We start from the raw sequence: 21532 nt of genomic DNA on the forward strand, positions 1-21532 counted from the left end.
ACGCTACCCAGCCCCCCGTCCGGGTGTCAACCGCGCAGGGCAGCCGGCGCGACCGTAGGCTGATGCCATGATCTCCGACCGCCTGACCGACCTGTCGATGCGAGCCATGAACGCCGTACACCGCACGCTGCTGGTGCTCTCCCGAGGCCGGCTGGGCTGGAAAATCGGGCCGATGCCCGTCGTGGAACTGCACACACTCGGACGGAAGACTGGCGAGCGACGCTCCACGATGCTCACCGCCCCGATCCACGAGCGGGACCGGGTGGTGCTGATCGCGTCGAAGGGCGGCGACGACCGCAACCCGTTCTGGTACCTCAACCTGGTCGCCCACCCCGAGGTGGAACTCACCGAGAACGGGGTCACCCGTCCGATGCGGGCCCGCACGGCCACCGCGACGGAGAAGGCGGCGCTGTGGCCGGCGATCGTGCGCGCCTATTCGGGCTACGCCGGTTACCAGCAGAAGACCCGTCGGGACATTCCCGTCGTCATCTGCGAGCCGCGCACCCCCTGAGTCGGGATCCGGGCGCAGGGTCAGCGGGTCAGCCGGGTGAGCTCCACGTCGTGTCCGGCGAAGGCGGCATCCGTCGCCCGCAGAACCCGCAACACGTTGGCGCCGGCCAGGGCGGCCAGCTCGGCAGCGGTCCAGCCTCGCCGGGCGAGCTCGAGCAGCAGCGCCGGGTAACCGTCGACGCCCTCGAGGCCCTCGGGGAACTCGTCGGTGCCGTCGAAGTCCCCGCCTAGCCCGATGTGGCGGATGCCGGCGACGTCGCGCGCGTGCTCGACGTGATCGGCTACCTGCGCCACGGTCACCCGGGGTGCGGGCGTGCTCCGGTCGCCGCCGAACCAGCCGGCATACTCCGCCGAGACGAACTGCGGCACAAAGGTGACCATCAGCACGCCGCCGTTGTCGGCCAGGCGCCCGAGCACATCGTCAGGCACGTTGCGTGGATCGGCCGTGACGGCGGAGCAGGAGCTGTGGCTGAAGATCACCGGGGCGCTCGTGACGTCGAGGGCCGCGTGCGCCGTCGCCGGGGAGACGTGCGAGAGGTCAACGAGCATGCCCAACCGGTTGAGTTCCCGGATGTACTCGACACCGCGCGGGCTCAGGCCGTTGTGCACCGGTTCATCGGTGCCGGAGTCGGCCCAACTCGTGTTGTGCACGTGAGTGAGGGTGAGGTAGCGCACGCCGAGCCTGGCCAGCATCCGCAGCACGGCGGGAGAATCGTTGAGCGAGTGGGCACCCTCGGCGCCCAACAGCGAGGCGATCCGGCCGCTGGCACGAGCGGCCTCCACATCGGCCGCACTCGTGGCGATCACGAAGGTCTGCGGATACCGGGCGGCGAGTCTGTACACCCAGTCCACCTGCTCCAGGGTGCCCTGCACGGCGTCGGCTCCGTCGAGGGTGTCTTCCACGTACACCGACCAGAATTGACCGCCCACCCGGCCGGCTCGGAGCCGGTCGATATCGGTGTCAGTGGCCAGGGCGCCGTCGAGACCCTCGACGGAGTAATCCCGGTTCTCGCGACACTCCCAAGCCCAGTCGTTGTGCCCGTCGATGAGCGGAGCCAGGTCCAGGGCCGCGCCCACCGTGGCCAGGGCGTCAGCGCGGGACGCGTCAGCACTGGACGGGGCGCTGCTGGACGGGGCGGTGCCAAACGGGACCGCGCTAGACGAGTCGGTGCGAGCTGTCATCCGCACACGCTAGCAGCCGCACGGCGGGCCGGCGCGGCTACTCGTCGAGCGCGAGTTCCTTGGGAAGTTCGAACTCCTTCGACGCCAGTTCCTCCACGTTGACGTCCTTGAACGTCAGCACTCGCACCGACTTCACAAAACGGTCGGAGCGGTAGACATCCCAGACCCAGACATCCTTCATCGTCAGTTCGAAGTAGAAGTCGTGTTCGGTGTCGCGGCGCACGAGTTCAACCTCGTTGGCGAGGTAGAAGCGGCGCTCGGTCTCGACGACGTACTGGAACTGCCCCACAACGTCTCGATACTCGCGGTATAGGGCCAACTCGACCTCGCGGTCGTAGTCCTCGAACTCATCTTCTTCCATGGTGAGTCAATCTTACGCGCAGTTCTCAAGCCGGAATCTTGAGCCAGCTGAGCCGGTGCTGTTCGCTGGCCCCCAACGCACCGATGGCGGTCATGTGTTGGGCGCTGCCGTAGCCCTTGTTGCCCGTCCAGCCGTAGCCGGGGGTGGCGAGGTCGGCCGCGATCATCAACCGGTCCCGGTGCACCTTCGCGATCACGGATGCCGCGGACACCGACGCACAGTCCTGGTCGGCCTTGATACGGGTCACGACGGACAGCGGGGTGCTGAGGGCCTTGTTGAGCCAGTCGTCGTTGCCGTCCAGCAGCACGACTCCGCCGACGATGTCCACGCCGTCGGCGTGCAGCTGGGCAAGCGCTCGCTTGCCGGCCAGGCCGAGGGCGGCGACGATGCCGACGCTGTCCACCTCCTGCGGCGACGCCAACCCCACGGCGCTGTGGCGCACCCACGCCGCGGCCAGCGGTGCCAGCCGCTCCCGGCGGGGCTCGCTCAGGAGTTTGGAGTCGCGCAAGCCCACCGGGAAGGCACCGACGTCGGCCGTCACGACCGCGAGGCCCACGGCGACGGGGCCAGCGAGGGCACCGCGGCCGACCTCGTCGCAGCCGATCACACAGCTGGCGCCGGCAGCGAGCATCGCCAGCTCCACGTCGAGGGTCGGCTCGACGACAGCCATCATGACTGGAGGGGCTTCGTGGGCTGGGGAACGGTCACTTGTCGGCCTCCTCGACCCCGCGGAACACCTCGGGGTAATCGTCCAACCAGCTCCACCGTTCGAGCGGCCAGCTGATCACGAGGGCGCGGCCGACAACGTTGTCCATTGGCACGAACCCCTTGCCCGGAGCGTTGGGGTGGTAGCGGGAGTCGAGGGAGTCGTAGCGGTTGTCGCCCATGACCCACAGCGAATTCTCTGGAACGACGACGTCGAACGCGTCCTTGGACACGCTCGTCTCACCCGCCGGCAGCTGCGCGTACGGTTCGCTGAGCGGTATGTCGTTCACACTCATCTGGCCCAGCGTGTTGCAGCAGACAACGTGGTCTCCGGGCAAACCGATGATCCGTTTGATCAGGTGGTCGTTACTGTCCGGTGCGGACAGTCCGACCACCGACATCGTCCAGTCGAGCGCCGCGACGATCGGATTCTGTTCGAGGGGCGGCTGCGCCGGCAACCATCCGCCCGGATCGCGGAAGACGACGACGTCACCGCGGGAGACGGGCACCAGGGCGGGTTCGAGCTGGTTGACGATGATGCGATCGTCGACCAGCAGGGTGCTTTCCATCGACCCCGACGGGATGTAGAACGAGCGCACGAGAAACGTCTTGATCAGGAACGAGATGAGCAGTGCCACCACGAAGATGATGAGAAGGTCGCGAATGAATATCGCAACGCCGCGCCTTTTGCGCGGCGAATCTGGTTCCAGGCGATGCGATCGCGAGGGCAGAGTGTTGTCTGTCATTTAACCGCCTGAGCTCCTCGCCCAGTTTAGCGGGGAGGAGCTCAGGGGGAAATCCAGCGGCTGCGAATACGCTCAGGCTTAGACCTGGCGAATCGCGATAGGCGCTGTTATTTAGTCGCGCTTTTCCTTGATCTTGGCCTTCTTGCCACGGAGACCGCGCAGGTAGTACAGCTTCGCGCGACGCACGTCACCGCGGACGACGACCTCAATGTGGTCGATCACCGGGGAGTGCACCGGGAAGGTACGCTCGACGCCGACCTGGAAGCTGACCTTACGGACGCAGAACGTCTCGCGGACGCCTTCGCCGGAACGGCCGATAACGACGCCCTGGTAGACCTGGACACGCGAGCGCGCGCCTTCAACGATGTTGACGTGTACCTTGACGGTGTCGCCGGCCCGGAACTCCGGGATGTCTGAACGCAGCGATGCTGCGTCCACCTGGTCGAGAATATGCATGTTATTCGCTCTCTGTACCCGCCACAGGTCGAGGACGTTTCAGTGGCGCCCCGCCCCCTCACCGAAGGTGAGTTGGTGGCGACCAATTGAGTGTGTGCGTGCCGATATGAATGCAGCTCCCCTGTGGCAGAGACATGCCGCGGCACAAACGCTAATTCTGCCACTAAACCAGCCGCTCGCCAAACCGTCGGCCGACGGCACCTTTTGCGGGCCGGTCGTTACGGGTCGGTCGGCTTCTCCCGGATGATGATCACCGACGGGTCGGCGGGCGTCCTGGGCGCCGGGTCCTGCCGGGCCCTGTCCGCACGAACGCCGGACCGGTCGGTCATCGGCGGGAACTGGTTCGGCCCGGCCGGGACGGTACCGAACCTGGCGGTCTCGTCGATGTAGACCATGGCTTCGCGCACCCGGGTGCGAGCGGCGTCGAAGAGTTCCCAGAGCGCGAACCAGAAGGCGCCGAGACCGACCAGGACCACCAGCACGGACAGCCACGGCGCCGTCACCGAGAACACGCCCATCAGCACGATCAGTACGTGCCAGAGGGCCAGCACCCCGACATCCGCCCAGGACACCGCCTTGGCCGCACGCACCTCCTTGCGGGCCAGGAAGAGCAGGCTCACGACGAGGAGGCCGAAACCGATGGCGATGGCACCGAAGGTGGCGCCGAGAACCTCCCAGGCCGAGGATCCGAAAATTGACGCGGCGACCATCAGCCAGAGCGGAAGCGCGCCGACGGCTACGAACTGCCAGTAGTAGAAGACCCTGCGGAGAATCACAGTCCCCAGATTACCCGCGGGGGGCCCGCCGAGCCTTGGAGTTCGCTGGAGGCTGAAGGGCGGCATCCGCGTCGTCGGCGGGCAGGAGGTCGGGGCGCACCAACCGGGTGCGCTCGATCTGCTGCTGCCGACGCCACGCCGCGATGGCGCCGTGGTTGCCGCTGAGCAGCACCGGCGGCACCTCCAGGCCACGCCAGCTGGCGGGCTTGGTGTAGCTGGGGTACTCCAGCAGGCCGTCCTCGTGCGATTCCTCGACCAGGCTTTCCGGGTTGCCCACCACGCCGGGGATGAGCCGGCCGATGGCCTCGATCATGGCCATCACGGCCACCTCTCCCCCGTTGAGCACGTAGTCGCCCAGGCTCACCAGGCGCACCCGGCCTCGGCCGGCGAAGTGGTCGACCACACGCTGGTCGATGCCCTCGTAGCGGCCGCAGCCGAAGACCAGGTGCGGCTCGTGGGCGAGTTCGCGGGCCATCGCCTGGGTGAACTGTTCTCCGGCGGGCGAGGGGAAGATCAGCACCGGGCCGGCGCCGCCCTCCGGCGCGCCGGCATCCGCGTCCTCGATCGCCGGCAGGATGCTGTCCAGCGCTTCACCCCAGGGTTCGGGCTTCATCACCATGCCGGCGCCGCCGCCGTAGGGGGTGTCGTCGACGGTGTTGTGCCTGTCGTGGGTGAAATCGCGCAGGTTGTGCACGGCGAGGTCGATCAGGCCGGCCTGGCGGGCGCGGCCGAGAAGGGAGATGTCCAGCACACCGAAGAACTCCGGAAAAATACTGATGATGTCGATGCGCATAGGGGCAAGTCTACGAGTGGGTGACGGTGAGCTCCGGCGCGCTCGCGCCATCGTCGTCGGCCTCGAGGGCCGCCGCGCGGTTGACCTTGGTGCGGTGAGAGAAGTACAGCGGCAGGGCGGTGAAGAGCACGGCGCCCAGGAAGTTGCCGATCAGGACCGGGCCGGTGTTCCAGCCCCACCAGTCGCCGAAGCTGATGTCGGCGCCGAGCAGCATGCCCGCCGGGATGACGAACATGTTCACGACGGCGTGCTCGAGGCCGAGGCCGAAGAAGGTGAGCACGGGCAGCCACATGCCCAGGATCTTGCCGGAGGCCGAGGTGGATGTGTAGAACATGATGGTGCCCAGCGCCACCATCCAGTTGCACAGCATGGCCTTGATGATGGCGACCAGGACGCCGCCGGCACCGATCGTCGCGTACGGCAGCACCTTGTGCTCGGCCATGTTGATGATCGCTTGGATCATCGGATCGGTGGTGTCCGTCCCGAGGTAGGTGATGACACCCACGTACAGGACGGCGTAGAGACCGGCGCCGAAGATATGCGCCGGGATGACGACGGCGAAGTTCTTCAGGCCCTTGGCGATGGTGGTGCGGCCCTCGAGGATCGCCAGCGGGATGATCGCAAAGCTGCCGGTGACCAGTTCGAGGCCGAGCATCAGGATCACAACGAACCCGACGGGGAACACGAGGGCGCCGACGATCGGCAGCCCGGTCTGGGCCGCCGCGGTCAGTGCCAGGGTCGTGGCCGCGCCGAGGATCGCTCCGGAGAGCGTGCCGCGCACGAACATCTGACGTGCGGTGAGGTTGGTCTTGACAACTCCGGAATGAACGAGCTGATCGATCAGGTGATCCGGTTTAACGTAGGACATGCGACGGTACTCCACTTCAACGGCCGCGATGTCAACGAACGTGAAGGAGGTGTGGCGCGGCGCGCCTCTTCCCGTGAACTGGATCAGGGCGCGTCTATGCGTCCTGACCGTCAGGAGTCGGCGTCGCTGCCGGTTCATCTGAGTCGGGTTCCGCATCCGCTGCCGGCGCCGCGTCTCCGGGCGTCGAGTCGTCGGTGTCGGGTTCCTCAGGCAGCTCTTCGAGCAGTCCGGGGGGCGGAGTGATCGTGATGACGCCGGCCTTGACGTCGACCGAGGGAACGATCGCCTTGACGAACGGGATCATCACCTCGCCGTTGGCGGTCTTCACGATCAGGAGATCTTGGGCCGGCAGGTGCTCGAGGCGCGTCAGCGTGCCGATCTGCACCCCGTCGCGCACGACGGCGAGTCCCACCAGCTGGTGGTCGTACCAGGCGTCTTCTTCGTCGGTCTGCTCGGCCGAGTCCTGGTCGATCCAAAGGATCGCCTTGGCCAGGGCCTCGGCGGCTTCGCGGTCCGGGACCCCCTTGAAGAACCCGACGGGGTGCTGGTTGTACCAGCGCAGCTCGACGAGTTCGATGGTCTTGCCGTGCCAGGGTGAGCTGGTCGGCACCTGGAGCGTGAACACGGCGCCCGGGACGAAACGTCGTCCCGGGTCGTCCGTGAACAGCTCCAGCTTGATGGCGCCCTTGAGGCCATGGGCCTTGGTGAGGCGCCCCACCCGCAGTTGGGTGGCCGGGGTCGTGCTGTCGTCGCTCATGAGGGGCTAGTCACTACCCGCTCAGTTGTCGGTATCGACAACGTCGACCCGCACGCGCTTGCCATCGGCCAGAGCGGCCACGAGAGTGCGCAGCGCCTTGGCGGTGCGACCGGCGCGGCCGATCACCCGGCCGAGGTCCTCGGGGTTCACACGAACCTCGAGCACCTCACCACGGGGTGAGTTCTGGGCTACAACGTGCACGTCGTCCGGGTGATCAACGATTCCCTTGACGAGGTGCTCAAGCGCGGGAGCGAGCAAAATTACGCCTTGTCCTCTTCGGTTGCCTCGGCGGCAACGTCGTCGGTCGGGGCCTTGGCCGCGGGCTTGTCAGCCTTGGGCTTCAGAACCGGCTTCTTCTTCTCGTCGGCGACGAAGGGAGCCTTCGGCTCCTTCATCTTGACGGTGGAGACGGCGTTCTTGTCGCCCTTGAAGATGCCCCAGTCGCCGGTCAGCTTGAGGAGTGCCGCAACCTGCTCGGTCGGCTGGGCGCCGACGGAGAGCCAGTACTGGGCACGCTCGGACTTGACCTCGATGACCGAAGGCTCCTGCGTGGGGTGGTAGATGCCGATCTCTTCGATGACGCGGCCGTCGCGCTTGGTGCGCGAGTCGGCGACAACGATGCGGTAGTACGGTGCACGGATCTTGCCCATGCGCTTCAGACGGATTTTGACAGCCACAATTCTCCTGTGATTTAGATGTTTGGCGAACTGACAGCCGTGAGCGTGGGGGCACACTCGGCACAAGCTCAATAAGGTTCGTGTTACGCCGGATTAGAGGGTCGGGCATAACGGAACTCGACTAATCATTGTGTCAGACATCGAGCACTTTGTGATAATCGTGCGCCGAGTTACTTCGGGCAATCCGGCCGACACCGTGACCCCGTGTAGCGCGGCGAACCGCGCCGGCACCGTTTAGCTGTCAGGATTGTGCCACATCGCCCCGCATCGGGGCCTCGAAGCATGACTCGAAGCACGAAGGGCACCACCGTGGGTATCGAAAGAGTGGGAATCGAATTCGCTCGCTCCGAGCGGTCGACGGTGGGGATCGAGTGGGAACTCGCCCTGGTCGACCGCGCGACCGGAGACCTCGTGTCGATCGCCGACGAGGTACTCGACGCTCTCAGGGGGCCGGACGGCTCCCCACACCCGCACATCACCGGAGAGCTCCTCCTGAACACCGTTGAGCTCGTTTCCGGGGTGCACCACACGGTGGCCGGCGCTGTCGGCGACGTCGCCGGGCAGGTCGCCGAGGTACGTGCCATCACCGACCCTCTGGGCGTCGACCCGATCTGTTCGGGTTCACATCCGTTCGGGCAATGGTTCGACCAGCAGGTCACCGATAAGAAGCGGTACCACAAGCTCATCGACCGCACCCAGTGGTGGGGTCGCAACATGATGATCTGGGGCATCCACGTGCACGTGGGCATCGAGGACCGCGACAAGGTCATCCCGATCCTCAACGGCCTGCTGAGCTTCGTGCCGCACCTGCAGGCGCTGAGCGCGTCCAGCCCGTTTTGGGCCGGGGTCAACACGGGCTACGCCTCCAACCGCGCCCAGATGTTCCAGCAGCTTCCGACGGCCGGCCTGCCTTGGCGCCTCGAGGACTGGCCCGCGTGGGAGGAGTACGTCAACGACCTCACGGTGACCGGAATCATTGAGGACGCCTCCGAAGTGCGCTGGGACATCCGCCCGTCGCCGCGCTGGGGCACCATCGAGGTGCGCGCCTGCGACGGAGTATCGACGGTTGAAGAGCTCGGGGCGATCGCCGCGTTCATTCAGTGTGTGGTCGAGTGGATGTCGACGGAGATCGACGAGGGCCGGCCGGTGCCCACCATGCAGCCCTGGTTCGTGCGTGAGAACAAGTGGCGGGCGGCCCGGTACGGGCTGGCGGCCGAGATCATCGTGAACTCAACCGGCACCGAGCGGATGGTCACCGACGAGGTGCGCCGCCTCGTCGAGGTGCTCTCCCCCACCGCCGAGCGCCTCGGCTGCCTGACCGAGTTGCTGCAGTTGAACCTGATCCTCGACCACGGTGCCAGCTATCAGCGTCAGCTGGCCGTGGCGGCCACACACAACGGTGACCTCCCCGCCGTGGTCGCCGCCCTCAGCCGCGAGCTCCGCGAGGGTCTGCTCCCGCCGGCCCCACCTTCGCGAACCGTGAGTTGAGCGCCTAGACCTCGCGCATAGAAAGTTGTCACTTCTGACCCGACGAGGACAGGCCACCTCACCGGGACTGCAATCAGGCGTTTTTGCTGTCGCGCCAGGCGAGCCAGTCCTCCACGGGCGCGAGATCGTAGGCGGGACCGGAGATTCCGAGGGTGAACAGGGTGGTGCCGAGTCCATAGAGTTCGTCGGCTTCCTCGGTGGTCTTGCCGCGCAGCTCGGTGGAGATTTCAATCTCACTGATGTCACGCCCGACGGTGTCGCACCAGGTGCCCAGGACGCCGAGTTTGTGGGTGAGGACCTCTGGGGTGGAGAACGAGTGCCAGATGTCGGCGTGCTGCGCCACGATACGCAGCGTCTTCTTCTCACCGGCACCGCCGATGAGTACCGGGATGTCGCGAACCGGCGCCGGGTTGAGCTTGTCCCAGCGCGCCTCGATGCGAGGCAGGTCTGCGGCGAGGGCGTCCAGGCGGGTGCCGACGGTACCGAAGTCGTAGCCGTACTCGTCATAGTCGCGTTCGAACCAGCCCGAGCCGGTGCCGAAGATGAAGCGGCCGCCGCTGATGTGGTCGATGGTGCGGGCCATGTCCGCCTGCAGGTCGGCGTTGCGGTAGCTGTTGCAGTTGACCAGTGCGCCCATCTCGATGACGCTGGTCTGTTCGGCCCAGGCGGCCAGCAGGGTCCAGGACTCGAAGTGCAGCCCCTCCGGGTCGCCGGAGAGCGGGAAGAAATGATCCCAGTTGAAGGCGACGTCAACGCCGAGGGCTTCGACCGCCGCAACGGCGTTCCGGATCGACGTGTAGTCGGCGTGCTGCGGGGCGATCTGCACGCCGAGGCGCACGGGGCGGTGCTGGGGAGAGGTCATTGCAAAATCCTAATCCCCGGCCACACCCATTTCGGCGACGTCGGCATGCGACATCCGGGCGCTTTAGCGGCCGAGCATCTTCTGCAGTGCCGCCATCTCCTCGGCCGACGGTCCGCCGGCCTTGGCTCCGCCGCCCAGACCGAAACCTGAGCCGCCGGCGGCGGGAGCGCCGCCGACCTTTTCACCGGAGGCGATGGCCGCATTCTCCGCGGCACGCTTGGCCGGGTTGCCCGACTTCGAGCCCTTCTTTTTCTGCTGCACCTGGGGACGCTTGCCGCCCATACCGCCGGGGATCGGACCCATGCCGGGGATGTTGGGCATGCCGCCCTTGGCCACGGTCTTCATCATCTTGGCGGCCTGTTCGAACCGCTGCACGAGCTGGTTCACCTCGGTGACGGTCGACCCGGAACCGCGCGCGATGCGGAGGCGCCGTGAACCGTTCAGGAGCTTGGGTGTGACCCGCTCGGCCTTGGTCATCGACTGGATGATCGCTTCGGTGCGCACGATCTCGCGCTCGTCGAAGTTGTCCAGCTGCTGCTTCATGGCGCCGGCGCCGGGCAGCATGCCCATCATCTTCTTGATCGAGCCCATGTTGCGCAGCTGCTGCATCTGGCCGAGGAAGTCGTCGAGGGTGAAGGTGTCGGTGGAGAACTTCTCCGCGATCTTGCGCGCTTCGTCCTCGTCGAACGCACCCTGAGCCTGCTCGATCAGTGTGAGGATGTCACCGAGGTCGAGGATCCGGCTGGCCATGCGGTCGGGGTGGAACGGTTCGAAGTCGTCCAGGCCCTCTCCCGTGGACGCGAACATGATCGGTCGGCCGGTGATCGACGCCACCGATAGTGCCGCACCACCGCGGGCGTCGCCGTCGAGCTTGGACAGCACGACACCGGTGAAGTCGACGCCGTCCTGGAATGCACGGGCCGTCGCCACGGCGTCCTGACCGATCATGGCGTCGATGACGAAGAGCACCTCGTCGGGGTCGATGGCCTTGCGGATGTCCGCGGCCTGCTTCATCATCTCGGCGTCGACGCCGAGACGTCCTGCGGTGTCGACGATGACCACGTCGTGCAGCTTCTGCTGAGCGAACTTGACGCCGTCGCGGGCCACCTTGACCGGGTTGCCGACGCCGTTGCCGGGCTCGGGGGCGTACACGGGCACACCCGCCTGCGCGCCGACGACCTCGAGCTGGGTGACGGCGTTGGGGCGCTGCAGGTCGGCGGCGACCAGGATCGGCGTGTGGCCGTCCTTTGCCAGCCACTTGGCGAGCTTGCCGGCCAGGGTGGTCTTACCCGCACCCTGGAGACCGGCGAGCATGATGATGGTCGGCGGCTTCTTCGCGAATTCCAGGCGGCGCTGCTGGCCACCGAGAATCTGGATGAGCTCCTCGTTGACGATCTGCACGACCTGCTGGGCCGGATTCAGCGCCTTGCTGACCTCGTCGCCGAGGGCGCGTTCGCGCACCTTGCCGGTGAAGTCCTTGACCACTTCAAGCGCCACGTCGGCGTCGAGAAGGGCGCGCCGGATCTCGCGGACGGTGCCGTCGACATCCGCGGCGCTGAGCTTGCCCTTGGTGCGGAGATTTTTAAACGTCTCGGCGAGGCGATCTGAGAGGTTTCCAAAAGTAGCCATTGTGGTCTTAGTTTAACCGATCAATCGTTCGACGCCGCGCACCGCACTGGCCCGACGGGCGGCGACGGTGGCGGGGTCCGGTGCCCGGTCGGCGGCCAGGGCGGCGGCAGGCTCGTGGATCCAGCACGAGACGATCCCGAACACGAGGGCGTTGAGGTGGTCGGGGTCCCAGGATGCGTCGACGCTTCCGCTCGCCTGCAGTGCGATGACCGCGCGGACCCGCTCGGCGTGGAAATCCTCGATGAGGGCCAGCGGCGGGTTGATCAGGTCCTGGCCCTCCAGATTGGCCCAGTCGATCATCCGCAGGTATTCCGGATGCGCGACCGAGTGGTCGTAGAGTGCGCCCGCGAACTCGGGCAGGGACTCCCCTGCGCCCTGCTCCACCGCGCTCGCAAACTCGATCAGGTTCAGTTCCAGGACCGCGCTGAAGAGGTCCGCCTTGTGCCGGTAGTAGGCGTAGAGGCGCTCCTTACTGGCCGAGGCGTTGCGGGCGATTCGGTCGATGCGGGCACCGGCGAGCCCGTAGGCGGCGAATTCCACCCTCGCGGCCTCGAGGATGCGCTGACGTGTGGGCGCTGGCTCCTTCGGCGGCAGCCCGGACGGTGAATCGACTCTTTTCATGCCATCAGTGTAACAAAACGAACTAGTTCGTTTGGTATAGTTCTCGGCATGTCACAATCGAGCGCGACCGGCGTTTCCCCGGTTTCCACCCCTCCATCGCCCGACTCCTCTACCGAAGCCCACGCTCACCACCCCCGCCGGTGGTGGCTGCTGGCCATCGTGGCCCTCGCCCAGCTGACCGTCGTGCTCGACGGCACCATCGTCAACATCGCCCTCCCTCACGCCCAGAGCGACCTCGGCATGAGCGACGGCGACCGCACCTGGGTCGTCACCCTCTATGCCCTGGTCTTCGGCGCGCTGCTGCTCCTCGGCGGCCGCATCGCCGACTACTGGGGCCGCAAGCGCTCCTTCATCGTGGGCATGGCCGGCTTCGCGGTCGCCTCCACGCTCGGCGGCATGGCGCAGAGCACCTGGGAACTCCTGGCAGCCCGCGGCCTGCAGGGCCTGTTCGCCGCGCTACTGGCCCCGGCCTCGCTGGCCCTGCTCACGGTCAATTTCCCCGGTGGCAAGGACCGCATCAAGGCCTTCTCGGTCTACGGTGCGATCGCCGGCGGTGGCGCCGCGGTGGGCCTGGTGCTCGGCGGGGTGCTCACCGAGTACGCCAGCTGGCGCTGGTGCCTGCTCGTGAACGTGCCGATCGCGATCATCGCCATCGCCGCGGCCATCCCGATCATCCGGGAGAGCAAGGCCCACGGCAACACCCGATACGACGTGCCCGGCGCGATTCTGGTTGCTCTCGGACTCGGTTCGCTGGTCTTCGGATTCGCCCAGGCCGAGAACGGCTGGTCGGCCTGGCAGGTCCTCGTCTTCATCCCGCTGGGCGTCGTGCTCCTGGGCCTCTTCGTGCTCGTCGAGAGCCGGTCCAACCACCCGCTGCTGCCGCTGCGGATCCTGGCCGACAAGGTGCGCGGAGGCGCGTTCATCACCGGCACGCTCACCGGCGCCGCGCTGCTGGGCGGCCTGCTCTTCCTCACCTTCCACCTGCAGATCGTGCTGGGCTTCTCGCCGCTGGAATCCGGACTGGCCTCCCTGCCGATGACCGCGACGATCATGGTCGGCGCCACTGTGCTGTCCAAGTTCCTGCCCCGCATCGGCGTTCGCGTGCCGATGACCGTGGGACCTGTCATCGTGGCCGCCGGGCTGTTCTATCTCTCCCGCATCACCGTCGACGGCAGCTATCTCGTTGAGGTGCCGCCCGGCCTCATTCTGATGGGTGCGGGCCTGGCGATGATCTTTGTGCCACTGCAAAACGTGGCACTGGCCGGCATCGACGCCCACGACGCCGGCGCCGCCAGCGCCGCGGTCACCGCCGTGCAGCAGATCGGCGGATCGATCGGCTCCGCGGTCTTCACAGTGCTCTACACCTCGGCCATTGCGGCCTCGCTGGCCGGCGGCGACGGCACCCCCGTCGCCCAGCTGGAGGCCTTCGTCGACGGCTATCAGGCCGCCTTCTTCTGGGCCGCCGTGGGCGTGTTGGTGGCCGCCCCCGTCGCGTTCTTCATGGTGCGCCCGAAGCCGGAGGACCTGCTCGGCACCGAGTCGGCCATGCACCTGGGCTGAATCGCCACGCTCCGCACACATCAAAGGCCCCCGGATCGCTCCGGGGGCCTTTGATGTGTGACGAGGCCGAATGTCAGCTGTCAGCGGCGATCACGATGGTGTCGCCGTGTACGTCCAGGGTCACAACGAGCAGGGCATCGGTCTCGTGCGGGCTGATCGAGTAGTCGAGCACCGCGAAATGCTGGTCGTTGCCGACGTGATGCGGGTGGAACCCGATGCGCTGCAACTGGAGAGAGCGCAGGTAATCGATCTGCTTGTCCCCGGAGTCCCAGATCAGGGCGTCCTCGAGCACCTCGGCGTCGAGCTCCTCGAACTGCGCGACGATGAACTGGCTGGTGACCGAGACCTCGGCGCTCAGGTCGGCGACGAGTGATTCGCGAGCCTGCGAATCGAGGTCTTCCAAGGCGTTGATCATGGCCGCGACGATATCGAGGGCCTCAACCGACACCGAGTCTTCGTCGGGTGAGCTCACGTCGATTTCGACGTTCTGGTCACCCAGCTCAGCGGTATCGGACCAGTACACCTCGCCGCTGTCGTCGTCGCTGCCGAGGATTCCGAAAAAGTCATGTTCGATGGTCATGAGGGGCGTCCTATCCGACGAGTTTTTGTGCGAAAACGTGCGGGGTGAAACCGGTGAGGTCGTTGATTCCCTCACCCTGCCCGACGAGTTTGATGGGGATTCCTGTTTTTTCCTGAACGGCCAGGACAAAACCGCCCTTGGCCGACCCGTCGAGCTTGGTCAGCACGAGGCCGGTCACCCCGGCGTGCTCGATGAATGCCTCCGCCTGCGCGAGACCGTTCTGGCCGGTCGTGGCATCCAGCACCAGGAGCACCTCGGAGATCGGGGTCTGCTTCTCGATGACCCGACGGATCTTGGTGAGCTCATCCATCAGCCCGCCCTTGGTCTGCAACCGGCCGGCGGTGTCGATGATCACGATCTCGGTACCCGTGCTGACGGCACGTTCGACGGTCTGAAAGGCAACGGATGCCGGGTCCTGGCCCTGGGCCTGCGGTTTCACGATGTCCGCGCCGGCCCGTTCCGCCCAGGTGGCGAGCTGCTCCACGGCGGCGGCACGGAAGGTGTCGGCGGCCCCGATCAGGACGCTGCGGTCGTGGACGCGCAGGAACTTGGCGAATTTTCCGATGGTGGTGGTCTTCCCCACCCCGTTGACACCGACCACGAGCACCACGGCAGGCCGGGCGCTGAGGTTCAGCGTGGGATCGAGCTTCGCCAGGCGCTCCTCGATGCCCTCGCGGAGCATCCGGTGCAGGTCCTTGGGGTCCGTGGTGTTGTACCGCGACACCTTGGCGCGCAGCTCTGCCACGATCGCATCGGTGATGTCGGGGCCGAAATCGGCCTGGATCAACGAGTCCTCGAGGTCATCCCAGGTATCGGCGTCGATGGTTTTCTTCGCGAACACTCCGCGCAATGCGCCGGAGAGGGACCACGGGGTGCGTTCTGCCATGCCCCTAGCCTATGGCTCGGCTGCCGACCCCGCCGTCGACGCCGGGCACCAGTGCCCACCGCGACACCATATTCACTCGGGGCGTCGGCCGCGTCTTCGTGACGCCCCGCTACGGAGCGTGACCGGCTGTGACGCCTCGCCATGACGTTGCGGCGCAGGCTCGGTAGATTTCCCAGCACGCCGCGCAGCCTGGCGGAGCAGCGCCCGCGTTCAACGAGGAGGACCTCAGTGCCACAGAGCCAGACCACCCAGCCGAAGACCGAGGCCGGCCATCGTCCGCGACCCGCCTCCCGGCCGAACGGCCAGTGGAAAGTCGACGGCACCGAGCCGCTCAACGGCAACGAGGCCTGGAAGCAAGTAGACAACGGGCTGAACGTGCGCGAGCGGATCGAGAAGATCTATTCCCGAGACGGGTTCGACTCCATCGAAAGCACCGACCTGCACGGCCGGTTCCGTTGGTGGGGCCTCTACACTCAGCGCAAGCCGGGTATCGACGGCGGAAAGACCGCGACCCTCGAACCCCACGAACTCGAAGACGCCTATTTCATGCTTCGGGTGCGCATCGACGGCGGCCAGCTCAGCACCGGCCAGCTGCGGGTCATCGGTCAGATCTCCGAGGAATTCGCCCGGGACACCGCCGATCTCACCGACCGGCAGAACATCCAGCTGCACTGGATCCGGGTCGAGGACGTTCCCGAAATCTGGCGCCGCCTCGAGGCCGTCGGCCTGCAGACCACCGAAGCCTGCGGCGATGTGCCGCGCGTGGTGCTCGGCTCCCCCGTCGCCGGCATCGCCGTCGACGAACTCCTCGACCCGACCGACACGATCGCCGACATCACGGCGCGGTACATCGGGGTCCCCGAACTCGCGAACCTCCCCCGCAAGTTCAAGACCGCTCTGACCGGGCACCCGAGCCAGGATGTTGTGCACGAGATCAACGACGTCGGCTTCGTCGCCCTGCGGCATCCGGAGCTCGGCCTCGGTTACGACCTCTGGGTGGGTGGCGGCCTCTCGGCCAACCCCCGGCTCGGCGAGCGCCTGGGTGCCTTCGTCTCACCCGAGAAGGTCGCCGACGTGTGGCTCGGCGTTGCCTCCATCTTCCGCGACTACGGATACCGGCGCCTGCGCAACAAGGCCAGGTTGAAGTTCCTGCTGGCGGACTGGGGGCCGGAGAAATTCCGTCAGGTCCTTGAAGACGAGTATCTGTTCGAGGCACTGCCCGACGGTCCGCCCGCCCCGACGCCGACCCAGCACGGTGACCACATCGGCGTGCACAAGCAGGTCGACGGCCGGTTCTACATCGGTGTCACCCCGTTTGTCGGCCGGGTCTCCGGCACCATGCTCACACGACTCGCCGACCTCCTCGAGCAGCACGGCTCCGGGCGGCTGCGCACCACGCCGCACCAGAAACTCGTACTTCTGGACATCCGAGAAGAAGACGTCGAACCGCTCATCACCGCCCTCGACACGCTCGGCCTCGCCGCCCGCCCAAGCCTGTTCCGCCGTACGACCATCGCCTGCACCGGCATCGAGTTCTGCAAGCTCGCCATCGTCGAGACCAAGCAGACCGCGACCGACGCCGTTCTCGAACTCGAGAAACGCTTGGCCGGCATCGACGTGCCGCAACCGATCAGCCTGCACGTGAACGGCTGCCCCAACTCCTGCGCCCGCATCCAGACCGCCGACATCGGCCTCAAAGGCCAGCTCCTCGCCGACGGGAACGGCGGCCAGGTCCCCGGTTTCCAGGTGCACCTCGGCGGGGGCCTGGCCTCCGTCGGCCGCGATGAGGCCGGCCTCGGCCGCACCGTGCGTGGTCTCAAGGTCACCGCAGACGACCTCGCGGACTATGTGGAGCGCATCGTCCTCCGTTTCCTGGCCGACAGGGGTGACACCGAGACCTTCGCGGTCTGGGCGCACCGCGCAAACGAGGAGGCTCTGTTATGAGCAGCACCGGCACTCCCACGAGCACCCGCCGCTCCCCCGACGAGCTGCGCGCCCTGGCCGCGGCCGGCGCTGCCGAGCTGGACGAGGCATCCGCCGACGAGGTCATCGCCTGGGTGGCCCGCAACTTCGGCACGGAGGCCGCCGCGGTCGCCTGCTCGATGGCCGACGCCGTGCTCCCCCACACCGTGTCCCGGCGACTGCCCGGCGTTGACGTGCTTTTCCTCGACACCGGCTACCACTTCGCCCAGACCCACGACACCCGGGGCGACGTGGCCAGGCTGCTGCCCGTACGCATCGTCGACGTGCTGCCCGAGCGCACGGTGACCGAGCAGGACGCCGAGCACGGTTCCGAGCTGTTCGCCAGGGACCCGAACCTGTGCTGCGCGCTGCGCAAGGTCGATCCCCTGCACCGGGTGCTCGGTGGCTACGAGGTCTGGTTCACCGGCGTACGCCGCGACGAGGCCCCCACCCGGGCGAACACGCCGCTGATCGCCTGGGACGAACGCAACGGCCTCGTCAAGGTCAATCCGCTCGCCGCCTGGAGCTTCGAGGACATCCTGGACTACGCCGGCACGCACAACGTGCCGGTTAATCCGCTGATGGCCCAGGGCTACCCCTCCATCGGCTGCGCGCCGTGCACCAAACCCGTCGCCGAAGGCGACGATCCCCGATCCGGACGCTGGGCCAGCCTGGCGAAGACAGAATGCGGACTCCACCTGTGAACGCTCTCCCCGCCCCCACCATCGACCGCGCCATCGACCGCGCCGCTTCCACCGACAGCACCGGGTTGAGCCAGCTCGACGTGCTCGAGAGCGAGGCGATCCACATCATCCGTGAGGTGGTCGCCGAGTTCGAACGCCCCGTGCTGCTGTTCTCCGGCGGCAAGGACTCGGTGGTCGTGTTGCACCTGGCCGCGAAGGCGTTCTGGCCGGGGAAGGTGCCGTTCCCGCTCCTGCACGTGGACACCGGGCACAACTTTCCCGAGGTCCTCGAGTTCCGTGACGAGACCGTGGCCCGTCTGGGTCTCCGCCTCGAGGTGGCCAGGGTGCAGGACTATATCGACGACGGCCGCCTGACGGAACGCGCCGACGGCACCCGCAACCCCCTGCAGACGTTGCCGCTGCTCGACGCGATCGCCGCCGGCCGCCACGACGCCGTCTTCGGCGGTGCCCGCCGCGACGAGGACAAGGCCCGTGCGAAGGAGCGCATCCTCTCGCTCCGCGACGAGTTCGGCCAGTGGGACCCGCGCAACCAGCGCCCCGAACTCTGGAACCTCTACAACGGCCGCCACACTGTGGGCCAGCACGTACGGGCGTTCCCGATCAGCAACTGGACCGAGCTCAACGTCTGGCGCTACATCGAGCGGGAGGGCATCAGGCTGCCCGCGCTGTACTACGCGCACGAGCGCGAGGTCTACCGTCGCGACGGCATGTGGCGCGCCGTCGGCCCGGTCAGCGCCCCGCTGGCCAATGAGACCGTCGTCTCGCGCACGGTCAGGTACCGCACCGTGGGCGACATGAGCTGCACCGGCGCCGTCGACTCCGACGCCGCATCCGTGCAGGACGTCGTACGCGAAATCGCCGTGAGCACCATCACCGAACGCGGCGCGACCCGCGCCGATGACCGGATCTCAGAAGCCGCCATGGAAGATCGCAAGAAGGACGGGTATTTCTAATGACTCAGGTACAGCTCGAACGTTCAGAGGGGACCCTCTTCAGATTCGCGACCGCCGGTTCCGTCGACGACGGCAAGTCCACCCTGGTCGGTCGGCTGCTGCACGATTCGAAGGCGATCCTCGCCGACCAGCTCGACACCGTCACCCGTACCTCCACCGAGCGCGGCTTCGGCGGCGCGGCCGGCGGCATCGATTTTGCGCTGCTCACCGACGGGCTCCGGGCCGAGCGCGAGCAGGGCATCACCATCGACGTCGCCTACCGGTACTTCGCCACCGATCAGCGCTCGTTCATCCTGGCCGATTGCCCCGGCCACGTTCAGTACACCCGCAACATGGTCACCGGTGCCACCACGGCGGATGCCGTCATCATGCTCATCGACGCGCGCAAGGGCGTGCTCGAACAGACTCGCAGGCACCTGTCCGTCGTGAAACTGCTGCGGGTGCCCCACATCGTCATCGCGGTGAACAAGATCGATCTGCAGGATTACGACGAGGCCGCGTTCGGCGCTGTCGCCGCGGCCGTGCGCCGGGTCACCGACGAGCTGGGGTTGGGCGCTGTGCACGTCATCCCGGTTTCGGCCCTCGTGGGCGACAACGTCGTCGAGAGGTCGCCGAACACGCCCTGGTACGACGGCCCGAGCCTGCTCGAGCTGCTGGAGACCCTGCCCGCCGCTGACGACGTCGCCACGAACGTGGAGTCGTTCAGGCTGCCGGTGCAGCTCGTGCTGCGCCCCCAGGGCGCCGTCGCCGTTGCGCCGGAAGATGCCGCGGACTACCGCGACTACCGGGCGTACGCCGGCCAGGTGGCGTCAGGGACCGTGCGGGTGGGCGACACCGTCACGGTGACCCCCGGCGGCGCCAGCACCGTCGTGACCGGCATCGACTTCGCCGGAATCGCACTCGACGAGGCCGTGGCACCGCAGTCGGTCGCCCTGCGGCTGCGCGACGACCTCGACATCGCCCGCGGCGCCGTCATCGGCACGGCCGGCACCATGCCCGAACCCGTGAAGGAGCTGGCCGCCGACCTGTTCTGGCTCGACCCCCGGGCCCTGCAGCCCGGCGCCCGGGTGCTGGTCAAGTTCGGCACGCACACCGTGCAGGCCATCGTCGGAACCATCACCGGCCGGCTCAACCTGGACACCCTGGACCTCGAAGTCGCTCCAGCGCTCGAGATCAACGACATCGGACAGGTCACCGTGCGGCTGTCCGCCGCCCTCCCGGTGGAAACCTACGCGGCGAACCGAAGAGCCGGCGCGTTCCTGGTGATCCAGCCGCAGGATGGCGCGACACTGGCCGCCGGAATCGTGACGGCTGCCGGGACCGATGCCAGGACGGTTGCCGGGACTGCTGCCGGAACCGGAGGGCAGGCATGAGCGCCCGTACCGCCCGTCCGGCCGGCCGCCTCCTGTTGGCCGCCGCCCTGATTCCAGTGCTGCTGGGCGGATGCTCCGTCTCCCGCAGCGCCGCGGAACCGGCCGGGCCGGCCGCCGAGCTCCGATTGGGCTACTTCGACAACGTCACACACGCCCCGGCACTGGTCGGGCTGGATCAGGGGCTGCTGGCGGATGCGCTCGGCGACACCACGCTGACCACCCAGGTCTTCAGCGCCGGCCCCGCCGCCATCGAAGCCCTCAGCGCTGGGGCCATCGACGCGGCCTACCTGGGCCCCAACCCCGCGGTGAACAGTTTTGTGCAGAGCGCCGGCCAGTCGGTTCGGATCGTGGCCGGGGCCACCAGCGGCGGGGCCGCGCTGGTCGTGCGACCCGGAATCACCGACGCGAGCGACCTGGCTGGAACCACGATCGCCAGCCCGCAGCTGGGCAACACGCAGGATGTCGCGCTGCGCTCCTGGCTCGGCGAGCAGGGCTACTCGACAAGCACCACCGGCGGCGACGGCGACGTGGATATCGCCCCGACCGACAACGCCCAGGCCCTCACCCTCTTCCAGAGCGGCAAGATCGACGGCGCGTGGCTCCCCGAACCCTGGGTGTCCAGGTTCATCCTCGAGGCCGGTGCCACCGTCCTCGTCGATGAGGCCTCGCTCTGGCCGGACGGCGCGTTCCCGACCACGGTGCTGGTGGTGGGGGCCGATTTCCTGGCCGCGCACCCGGAAACCGTTCAGGCTCTCGTCGCCGGCCACACGGCATCCGTCGACTGGCTCACCGCCAACCCCGACCAGGCCGCCGCCGCGATCAACCGCACCCTCGTTGCGGACACCGGCACGCCGCTGCCCGACGCAGTTCTCGCCCGCGCCCTCACCGGCGTGACGTTCACGACCGACCCGCTCGCGGCGGCCTTCCCTCTGCTGCTGCAAGCCGGAGTCGACGTCGGCACCGCCAAAACCGGGAGCCTGGACGGGCTCTTCGACCTGGCACCGCTGAACAGGGTCCTCACGGCGGCCGGCGGGCAACCTGTCGCCGCTGCCGGGCTCGGAACCGAGTAATCGTGCAGACCTT

Annotated in this window: 24 protein-coding genes; 8 read left to right on the top strand and 16 right to left on the bottom strand. The window is 67.4% G+C overall.

Features of this window, described 5'->3' with window-relative positions; translation table 11 throughout:
* The first annotated feature begins 67 nt into the window (after positions 1–67).
* Entirely contained in the window at positions 68–511 is a 444-nt protein-coding gene (locus E3O57_RS09975; protein ID WP_103459980.1) for a nitroreductase/quinone reductase family protein, read from the top strand.
* Positions 512–531: 20 nt separating this feature from the next.
* Here the strand turns inward: E3O57_RS09975 and E3O57_RS09980 are convergent, their stop codons facing one another.
* The 11 genes from E3O57_RS09980 to rpsP form a co-directional block, all read right to left on the bottom strand.
* Complete coding sequence (locus E3O57_RS09980) at positions 532–1692, bottom strand: dipeptidase (RefSeq protein WP_103479590.1); 1161 nt, start codon at positions 1690–1692, stop codon at positions 532–534.
* A 37-nt stretch (positions 1693–1729) separates the two neighbouring features.
* A complete protein-coding gene (locus tag E3O57_RS09985; RefSeq protein WP_066596196.1) occupies positions 1730–2053 on the bottom strand; it encodes a DUF2469 family protein in 324 nt (107 codons plus the stop codon).
* A 25-nt stretch (positions 2054–2078) separates the two neighbouring features.
* Positions 2079–2723 carry a ribonuclease HII gene (locus E3O57_RS09990; RefSeq protein ID WP_103460048.1) on the bottom strand — a complete coding sequence of 215 codons (645 nt, stop codon included), beginning with the start codon at positions 2721–2723 and terminating at the stop codon, positions 2079–2081.
* Positions 2724–2757: 34 nt separating this feature from the next.
* Positions 2758–3504, bottom strand: coding sequence for a signal peptidase I (gene lepB, locus E3O57_RS09995; protein ID WP_088456469.1), 747 nt, complete (start codon positions 3502–3504; stop codon positions 2758–2760).
* 111 nt (positions 3505–3615) lie between these two features.
* Positions 3616–3960 (bottom strand): 50S ribosomal protein L19, encoded by a 345-nt coding sequence (rplS, locus tag E3O57_RS10000; RefSeq protein WP_088456470.1) that lies wholly within the window; start codon positions 3958–3960, stop codon positions 3616–3618.
* Between the two features lie 218 nt (positions 3961–4178).
* Positions 4179–4736 carry an MFS transporter gene (locus E3O57_RS10005; RefSeq protein WP_103479591.1) on the bottom strand — a complete coding sequence of 186 codons (558 nt, stop codon included), beginning with the start codon at positions 4734–4736 and terminating at the stop codon, positions 4179–4181.
* A 10-nt stretch (positions 4737–4746) separates the two neighbouring features.
* Positions 4747–5529, bottom strand: coding sequence for a tRNA (guanosine(37)-N1)-methyltransferase TrmD (gene trmD, locus E3O57_RS10010; RefSeq protein WP_103459983.1), 783 nt, complete (start codon positions 5527–5529; stop codon positions 4747–4749).
* 10 nt (positions 5530–5539) lie between these two features.
* Positions 5540–6397, bottom strand: a complete 858-nt coding sequence (locus E3O57_RS10015; protein ID WP_103432053.1) for a formate/nitrite transporter family protein — start codon at positions 6395–6397, stop codon at positions 5540–5542.
* A 94-nt stretch (positions 6398–6491) separates the two neighbouring features.
* On the bottom strand, positions 6492–7154 hold the full coding sequence (gene rimM / locus E3O57_RS10020; RefSeq protein WP_088456474.1) for a ribosome maturation factor RimM: 663 nt from the start codon (positions 7152–7154) through the stop codon (positions 6492–6494).
* Positions 7155–7175: 21 nt separating this feature from the next.
* Complete coding sequence (locus tag E3O57_RS10025) at positions 7176–7412, bottom strand: RNA-binding protein (RefSeq protein ID WP_088456475.1); 237 nt, start codon at positions 7410–7412, stop codon at positions 7176–7178.
* A 2-nt stretch (positions 7413–7414) separates the two neighbouring features.
* Entirely contained in the window at positions 7415–7831 is a 417-nt protein-coding gene (rpsP, locus tag E3O57_RS10030; RefSeq protein ID WP_103432055.1) for a 30S ribosomal protein S16, read from the bottom strand.
* Between the two features lie 282 nt (positions 7832–8113).
* On the opposite strand from rpsP, the gene E3O57_RS10035 reads away from it, so the two are divergent.
* Entirely contained in the window at positions 8114–9319 is a 1206-nt protein-coding gene (locus E3O57_RS10035) for a glutamate--cysteine ligase (RefSeq protein WP_370289974.1), read from the top strand.
* Between the two features lie 73 nt (positions 9320–9392).
* On the opposite strand, the gene E3O57_RS10040 is transcribed toward E3O57_RS10035, so the two are convergent.
* The 3 genes from E3O57_RS10040 to E3O57_RS10050 form a co-directional block, all read right to left on the bottom strand.
* Complete coding sequence (locus E3O57_RS10040; protein ID WP_103479592.1) at positions 9393–10181, bottom strand: LLM class F420-dependent oxidoreductase; 789 nt, start codon at positions 10179–10181, stop codon at positions 9393–9395.
* Between the two features lie 63 nt (positions 10182–10244).
* Positions 10245–11810 carry a signal recognition particle protein gene (gene ffh, locus E3O57_RS10045; protein WP_088456479.1) on the bottom strand — a complete coding sequence of 522 codons (1566 nt, stop codon included), beginning with the start codon at positions 11808–11810 and terminating at the stop codon, positions 10245–10247.
* Between the two features lie 12 nt (positions 11811–11822).
* Positions 11823–12431 (bottom strand): TetR family transcriptional regulator, encoded by a 609-nt coding sequence (locus tag E3O57_RS10050; RefSeq protein WP_103479593.1) that lies wholly within the window; start codon positions 12429–12431, stop codon positions 11823–11825.
* A gap of 48 nt (positions 12432–12479) precedes the next feature.
* Between E3O57_RS10050 and E3O57_RS10055 the strand changes: the two genes are divergently transcribed.
* Positions 12480–13991: an MFS transporter gene (locus E3O57_RS10055; RefSeq protein ID WP_103479594.1), complete on the top strand. Its 1512-nt coding sequence runs from the start codon at positions 12480–12482 to the stop codon at positions 13989–13991.
* A 73-nt stretch (positions 13992–14064) separates the two neighbouring features.
* Here E3O57_RS10055 and E3O57_RS10060 read toward each other — a convergent pair whose 3' ends face one another.
* Together E3O57_RS10060 and ftsY are read right to left on the bottom strand one after the other, a co-directional pair.
* On the bottom strand, positions 14065–14571 hold the full coding sequence (locus E3O57_RS10060) for a DUF2004 domain-containing protein (RefSeq protein WP_088456482.1): 507 nt from the start codon (positions 14569–14571) through the stop codon (positions 14065–14067).
* 10 nt (positions 14572–14581) lie between these two features.
* A complete protein-coding gene (gene ftsY, locus E3O57_RS10065; RefSeq protein WP_103432061.1) occupies positions 14582–15457 on the bottom strand; it encodes a signal recognition particle-docking protein FtsY in 876 nt (291 codons plus the stop codon).
* A gap of 141 nt (positions 15458–15598) precedes the next feature.
* Between ftsY and E3O57_RS10070 the strand changes: the two genes are divergently transcribed.
* The 5 genes from E3O57_RS10070 to E3O57_RS10090 are packed head-to-tail and all read left to right on the top strand — an operon-like array spanning position 15599 to position 21519.
* Complete coding sequence (locus E3O57_RS10070; RefSeq protein ID WP_103479595.1) at positions 15599–17401, top strand: nitrite/sulfite reductase; 1803 nt, start codon at positions 15599–15601, stop codon at positions 17399–17401.
* Positions 17398–18123, top strand: coding sequence for a phosphoadenylyl-sulfate reductase (locus E3O57_RS10075; protein WP_103479596.1), 726 nt, complete (start codon positions 17398–17400; stop codon positions 18121–18123). Before E3O57_RS10070 ends, E3O57_RS10075 begins: the two co-directional genes overlap by 4 nt.
* The gene (gene cysD / locus E3O57_RS10080) at positions 18105–19076 is read left to right on the top strand and encodes a sulfate adenylyltransferase subunit CysD (RefSeq protein ID WP_103459992.1); all 972 of its coding nucleotides are present in this window, start codon (positions 18105–18107) and stop codon (positions 19074–19076) included. The genes E3O57_RS10075 and cysD overlap by 19 nt, the downstream gene beginning before the upstream one ends.
* On the top strand, positions 19076–20449 hold the full coding sequence (locus E3O57_RS10085; protein WP_103479597.1) for a sulfate adenylyltransferase subunit 1: 1374 nt from the start codon (positions 19076–19078) through the stop codon (positions 20447–20449). Before cysD ends, E3O57_RS10085 begins: the two co-directional genes overlap by 1 nt.
* Positions 20446–21519 carry an ABC transporter substrate-binding protein gene (locus E3O57_RS10090; protein ID WP_103459994.1) on the top strand — a complete coding sequence of 358 codons (1074 nt, stop codon included), beginning with the start codon at positions 20446–20448 and terminating at the stop codon, positions 21517–21519. The genes E3O57_RS10085 and E3O57_RS10090 overlap by 4 nt, the downstream gene beginning before the upstream one ends.
* The last annotated feature ends 13 nt before the right edge of the window (positions 21520–21532 follow it).

This window comes from Cryobacterium sp. TMN-39-2, from assembly GCF_004402745.1.
GTDB classification, from domain to species: Bacteria; Actinomycetota; Actinomycetes; order Actinomycetales; family Microbacteriaceae; genus Cryobacterium; species Cryobacterium zongtaii.

What these genes read in the sequence shown, in the direction of transcription:
- cysD (WP_103459992.1), top strand. Translation starts at nt 18,105, where the DNA reads ATGCGGACTCCACCTGTGAACGCTCTCCCCGCCCCCACCATCGACCGC.
- E3O57_RS10070 (WP_103479595.1), top strand. Translation starts at nt 15,599, where the DNA reads ATGACGTTGCGGCGCAGGCTCGGTAGATTTCCCAGCACGCCGCGCAGC.
- rimM (WP_088456474.1), bottom strand. Translation starts at nt 7,154, where the DNA reads ATGAGCGACGACAGCACGACCCCGGCCACCCAACTGCGGGTGGGGCGC.
- lepB (WP_088456469.1), bottom strand. Translation starts at nt 3,504, where the DNA reads ATGACAGACAACACTCTGCCCTCGCGATCGCATCGCCTGGAACCAGAT.
- E3O57_RS10015 (WP_103432053.1), bottom strand. Translation starts at nt 6,397, where the DNA reads ATGTCCTACGTTAAACCGGATCACCTGATCGATCAGCTCGTTCATTCC.
- rplS (WP_088456470.1), bottom strand. Translation starts at nt 3,960, where the DNA reads ATGCATATTCTCGACCAGGTGGACGCAGCATCGCTGCGTTCAGACATC.
- E3O57_RS10060 (WP_088456482.1), bottom strand. Translation starts at nt 14,571, where the DNA reads ATGACCATCGAACATGACTTTTTCGGAATCCTCGGCAGCGACGACGAC.
- E3O57_RS09990 (WP_103460048.1), bottom strand. Translation starts at nt 2,723, where the DNA reads ATGGCTGTCGTCGAGCCGACCCTCGACGTGGAGCTGGCGATGCTCGCT.
- trmD (WP_103459983.1), bottom strand. Translation starts at nt 5,529, where the DNA reads ATGCGCATCGACATCATCAGTATTTTTCCGGAGTTCTTCGGTGTGCTG.
- ftsY (WP_103432061.1), bottom strand. Translation starts at nt 15,457, where the DNA reads ATGGCAGAACGCACCCCGTGGTCCCTCTCCGGCGCATTGCGCGGAGTG.
- E3O57_RS09985 (WP_066596196.1), bottom strand. Translation starts at nt 2,053, where the DNA reads ATGGAAGAAGATGAGTTCGAGGACTACGACCGCGAGGTCGAGTTGGCC.
- E3O57_RS10035 (WP_370289974.1), top strand. Translation starts at nt 8,114, where the DNA reads ATGACTCGAAGCACGAAGGGCACCACCGTGGGTATCGAAAGAGTGGGA.
- E3O57_RS10090 (WP_103459994.1), top strand. Translation starts at nt 20,446, where the DNA reads ATGAGCGCCCGTACCGCCCGTCCGGCCGGCCGCCTCCTGTTGGCCGCC.
- E3O57_RS10085 (WP_103479597.1), top strand. Translation starts at nt 19,076, where the DNA reads ATGACTCAGGTACAGCTCGAACGTTCAGAGGGGACCCTCTTCAGATTC.
- E3O57_RS09980 (WP_103479590.1), bottom strand. Translation starts at nt 1,692, where the DNA reads ATGACAGCTCGCACCGACTCGTCTAGCGCGGTCCCGTTTGGCACCGCC.
- ffh (WP_088456479.1), bottom strand. Translation starts at nt 11,810, where the DNA reads ATGGCTACTTTTGGAAACCTCTCAGATCGCCTCGCCGAGACGTTTAAA.
- E3O57_RS10075 (WP_103479596.1), top strand. Translation starts at nt 17,398, where the DNA reads ATGAGCAGCACCGGCACTCCCACGAGCACCCGCCGCTCCCCCGACGAG.
- E3O57_RS10050 (WP_103479593.1), bottom strand. Translation starts at nt 12,431, where the DNA reads ATGAAAAGAGTCGATTCACCGTCCGGGCTGCCGCCGAAGGAGCCAGCG.
- E3O57_RS09975 (WP_103459980.1), top strand. Translation starts at nt 68, where the DNA reads ATGATCTCCGACCGCCTGACCGACCTGTCGATGCGAGCCATGAACGCC.
- E3O57_RS10040 (WP_103479592.1), bottom strand. Translation starts at nt 10,181, where the DNA reads ATGACCTCTCCCCAGCACCGCCCCGTGCGCCTCGGCGTGCAGATCGCC.
- E3O57_RS10055 (WP_103479594.1), top strand. Translation starts at nt 12,480, where the DNA reads ATGTCACAATCGAGCGCGACCGGCGTTTCCCCGGTTTCCACCCCTCCA.